5 protein-coding genes and 1 pseudogene are annotated in these 4,092 nt (G+C 70.7%); all 6 read left to right on the forward strand.

Features of this window, described 5'->3' with window-relative positions:
* A partial coding sequence (locus D180_RS17250; protein ID WP_017913781.1) for a cytochrome b/b6 domain-containing protein occupies positions 1-378 on the forward strand: 378 nt, incomplete at its 5' end.
* 65 nt (positions 379-443) lie between these two features.
* Positions 444-1,808 carry a hypothetical protein gene (locus tag D180_RS17255; protein ID WP_017913782.1) on the forward strand — a complete coding sequence of 455 codons (1,365 nt, stop codon included), beginning with the start codon at positions 444-446 and terminating at the stop codon, positions 1,806-1,808.
* Positions 1,809-1,831: 23 nt separating this feature from the next.
* A complete protein-coding gene (locus tag D180_RS17260) occupies positions 1,832-2,227 on the forward strand; it encodes a c-type cytochrome (RefSeq protein ID WP_017913783.1) in 396 nt (131 codons plus the stop codon).
* A 181-nt stretch (positions 2,228-2,408) separates the two neighbouring features.
* Positions 2,409-3,110, forward strand: coding sequence for a hypothetical protein (locus D180_RS17265; RefSeq protein WP_017913784.1), 702 nt, complete (start codon positions 2,409-2,411; stop codon positions 3,108-3,110).
* Between the two features lie 63 nt (positions 3,111-3,173).
* Positions 3,174-3,755 carry a sigma-70 family RNA polymerase sigma factor gene (locus D180_RS17270; protein WP_017913785.1) on the forward strand — a complete coding sequence of 194 codons (582 nt, stop codon included), beginning with the start codon at positions 3,174-3,176 and terminating at the stop codon, positions 3,753-3,755.
* Positions 3,755-4,092 (forward strand): annotated as a pseudogene (locus tag D180_RS17275) (zf-HC2 domain-containing protein); the annotation flags it as partial. The gene D180_RS17270 and the pseudogene D180_RS17275, both read left to right, overlap by 1 nt.

Raw genomic sequence — 4,092 nt, forward strand, 5'->3', positions numbered from 1 at the left:
CTCGGCCTGTTCTGCCTGCGCGTCGTGCTGCGGATGCGCCTGGGCAAGCGCCACGACCCGGAGGCCGGTTCGGCGCTGATGCGCCTGCTGGCCGGCGCCACCCACGTGGTGATGTACGCGCTGCTGCTGACCCTGCCGGTGCTGGGCTGGGCGCTCAGCCAATCGATGGGCAAACCGGTGCATCTGTTCGGCGCGACGCTGCCGGAGCTGGTCGCGCCCGATCCCGATCTCGCCGACACCCTGGGCGCCTGGCACGTGGACGCGGCCTGGCTGCTGCTCGGCCTGATCCTGCTGCATATCGGCGCGGCGCTGTGGCACCACCTCGTCCGCCGCGACGCGGTGCTGCAACGGATGCTGCCGTTCCTGCGCCGCCGCTGAGCCGCGTCTTCCTTCCCCGTTTGCGTCCGTCGCCGCCCCCACCCGCCCGCCAAAGGACTTTCCGCATGCACCAGGCCCCGTCGTCCCCCTCCACCTTCTCCCGCAGCGACAGGACGCGCGGCGCCGAGCAGGCGCTGCTGTGGTCGGCGCTCGGTTCGCTGCTGCTGGTGCTGAGCCCGCGCGCGGCCGCGGTGCCGGCATTCGCGCGGCAGACCGGCTCGTCCTGCGCCGACTGCCACATCGGCGCCTATGGCCCGGCGCTGACCCCGTACGGCATGCGCTTCAAGCTCGGCGGCTACACCGACAGCGACGGCAACGGCACCAAGATCCCGGTCTCCGCGCAGCTCACCGCCACCCGCAGCGTGCCGGCGCGCGGCGAGAACCGCACCCGCTTCAGCGAAGCCGACCTGTACCTGGCCGGACGCATCACCGACAACGTCGGCGGCTACGTCAAGGTCGCCAGGACCAACAACGGCAAGAACGACTACACCACGCGACTGGACAACGTGGACGTGCGCGCGGTGGTCAAGAGCTTCCAGCTCGGCGGCAAGGACACCCTGCTCGGCGTCAGCGTCAACAACAATCCCGGCAGCCAGGATCCGATCGGCATGCTGCCCAACGCCTCCGGCCTGGGTCCGGCCTCGGCCTATGCCAGTTCGACCACCCTGCTCAACCAGTCGTCGCTGTCCAACCGGGTGATCGGCACCAGCGTCTACGGCCTGTACGACCGCAACTGGTACGGCGAACTCGGCACCTACACCGCCTTGCCGGTGTCGACCCAGGACGATCTCGGCTACGCCATCGGCGGCGATCCGGGCAAGCTCAGCGACACCGGCTACCTGCGCCTGAGCTACATGAAGGACCTCAAGCGGCAGTTCTTCTCGGCCGGCGTGGTCGCGCTGACCACGCGCCGGCAGCTGCCGCGCAGCACCGGCCCGCGCGACGACTTCACCGACCTCGGCTACGACCTCAACTACCAGTTCCTGGGCACCCGCGAGCACATCCTCAAGCTCGGCTACCTCAACATCTACGAGCGCCGCCGCTACGGCAGCGCACTGATCGACCCGACCAACCCGGCCCTGGCAGGCCCGCGCCGGGCCAGCGTGCGCGACCAGTCGATCAGCCTCAACTACACCTACAAGCAGAGCTACAGCCTGCTGCTGGCGCACTTCATCAACACCGGCTCGGACGATCCATTCCGCTACCGCCCGTACGGCGCGCCGGACACCACCAGCAACCTGATCAGCGCCTCGTGGGCACCGTTCGGCAAGGACGACAGTTACTCGTCGATCTCCAACCTGCGCCTGTCCGCGACCTGGTTCCGTTTCAGCAAGTTCAACGGCAGCACCGGCAACGTGTTCGGGGCCACCCCGGTCACCCGCCCGCGCGACCTCAACCAGTTCGCGCTGAGCCTGAGCCTCGCTTTCTGATTCCCCCGCACGGAGCTTCCCCCATGAAACGCACCCATGCCCTCTCCCTGTGCACCCTGCTGGCCGGCCTGCTGCCGCTGGCCGCCGTGGTGGCGCCGTCCGCACGGGCCGCCGGCGGCATGCCCGGCGCCGGCGTGTTCGCCAGCGAATGTGCCGAATGCCACAGCGCCGCGCCGGCCAAGAACAAGAAGGGCCCGACCCTGTTCGGCGTGGCCGGGCGTCGCGCCGGCAGCGTGCCGGACTACGCCTACTCCGACGCGATGAAGCAGAGCCAGTGGACCTGGAGCGACGACAAGCTGCGCAGCTACCTGTCGCAACCGGCGTCCAAGGCGCTGCCCGGCGGCAAGATGAAGTACGACGGCCTGGACGATGCCAAGCAGTTGCAGGACCTGATCGCCTACCTGCACAGCCTGCATTGAACTCGCTGCCCGATCCGGTCATATTCGGCGCCCGACGGGCCGGCCAGCGTGCCGCGCCCGTGCCCGATTCCTGACCTGCGAGCATCGAGTCACCGTGCGTTTTTTGCCTGCCGTCCGCGGTGCCTCGTCCCGGCCAGCCGCCGCCCAGCGTTGCAGGACGGGCACCGCGGCCCGGCGGTCAGTGCATCCTTGCGCCGGCGCGGCGCTGGCCCTGGCGCTGGCCGCCCTGCACGCCCCGGTGGCGACGGCCGGCGATGTCGGCGGCGCCGCCGGGATCAGCTCGCAACTGGTCGACCGCGGCATCGCCGTGACCCGCGCTACCCCGACCTTGCAGGGCGCGCTGTTCTGGCTGCCGGCGCCGGGCTGGTCGCTGAGCGGCTCGGCCAGCGTGGCGCTGGACGCGCCGGGCACGGTGCTGATGAGCAGCCTCGGCCTGTCGCGCAGCTGGAACGTGTCCGACACCTGGCAACTGCAGGCCGAGGCGTTGCTGTACCGCTACCCCGGTGCGCGCGCCAACCGCCTGTTCAACCGCGACGAGGTCAGCCTGGGCTGGAGCTACCGCGACCGCCTGAGCCTGTCGCTGGCCGCCTTCCGCATGCCCGACAGCGGCCTGCAGCAGCGCTGGTACGGGGCGCTGGACCTGACCGCGCACCAGCCGCTGACCGGCCCGCTGTCGCTGTCGGTGGGCGCCGGCGTCAGCCAGGCGCCGCCGACCCTGTACGGACTGGAGTACACGGCGCACTATCGCTACGGCCACGCCGGGCTGATCTGGAACGCCGGGCGCTGGAGCCTGGAGGTGGACCGTGTGTTCAGCAACGCCCGCACCGGCTATGCCGACCGCGGCCTGTGGCCGTGGGTGGCCAGCGTCTCCCGCAGCTTCTGAGGCCAGCGCAACCTTTCCGTGCCGCCCCGGCACATACCGGTGCCCGTTGCCACACCTGCTCCCATGAACGACACCGACCTGCTCGGCGATGCCACCGACCGCATGCTGCTCCGGCGCATGGCCGCCAGCGACCGCGAGGCGCTGACCCGCCTGTACCGCGCCTACCACGGGCGCCTGTGCCGGTTCCTGTCGCGGCTGACCCGGCGCCCGGACATCATCGAGGAAGCGATCAACGACTGCTTCTGGATCGTCTGGCAGAAGGCCGGCGACTTCCGCGGCGATTCGCAGGTCTCGACCTGGATCATGGGCATCGCCTACCGCTGCGGGCTCAAGGCGATCCGCCACCACAGCGACGACGCCATCGACGACGGCGTGGCCGCCGAGGACCACGCCGCGGCGGCCGACCCGGACGAGGACCGCGAGCTGCGCGACTGGCTGGGCAAGGGCCTGGAACGCCTGTCGGCCGACCAGCGCCTGGTGGTGGAACTGGTCTACGGCCTCGGCCACAAGCTGGAAGAGGTCGCCGCGATCATGCAGTGCCCGGTGGGCACCATCAAAGCCCGGTTGTTCCACGCCCGGGTCAAACTTCGCAACGTGTTGCCGGGATTGGCCGGCGATGCGTCCACGCTGACGGAGAGCGCGTGATGAAAACGGGCTTCAACGAGCCGGGCAACGAGTGCGCGCATGCCTGGGACCTGATGCCGTGGGTGCTGCAGGACAGCGCCACGGAAGCCGAAAACGAGTGGCTGGTCGCGCACCTGGCCAAATGCCGGCACTGCAGCGCCGAGTTCGCCCAGCAGAGCCGCCTGCGCATGGCCATGACCCTGCCCAGCGACGTGCCGGTGGACGCCGAGGCCGGGCTGCAGCGCCTGCTGCAGCGCCTGGACGCGCCGGTTCCGCAGGCGCCGCCGCAGCGCGGCCGCGCCAGCTGGACCACGCGGGCGCTGGTCGCCGCCGCGCTGCTGCAGGCGGTGGGCCTGGG

The organism is Xanthomonas sp. SHU 166 (assembly GCF_000364685.1).
In the GTDB taxonomy this organism is placed as follows: domain Bacteria; phylum Pseudomonadota; class Gammaproteobacteria; order Xanthomonadales; family Xanthomonadaceae; genus Xanthomonas_A; species Xanthomonas_A sontii.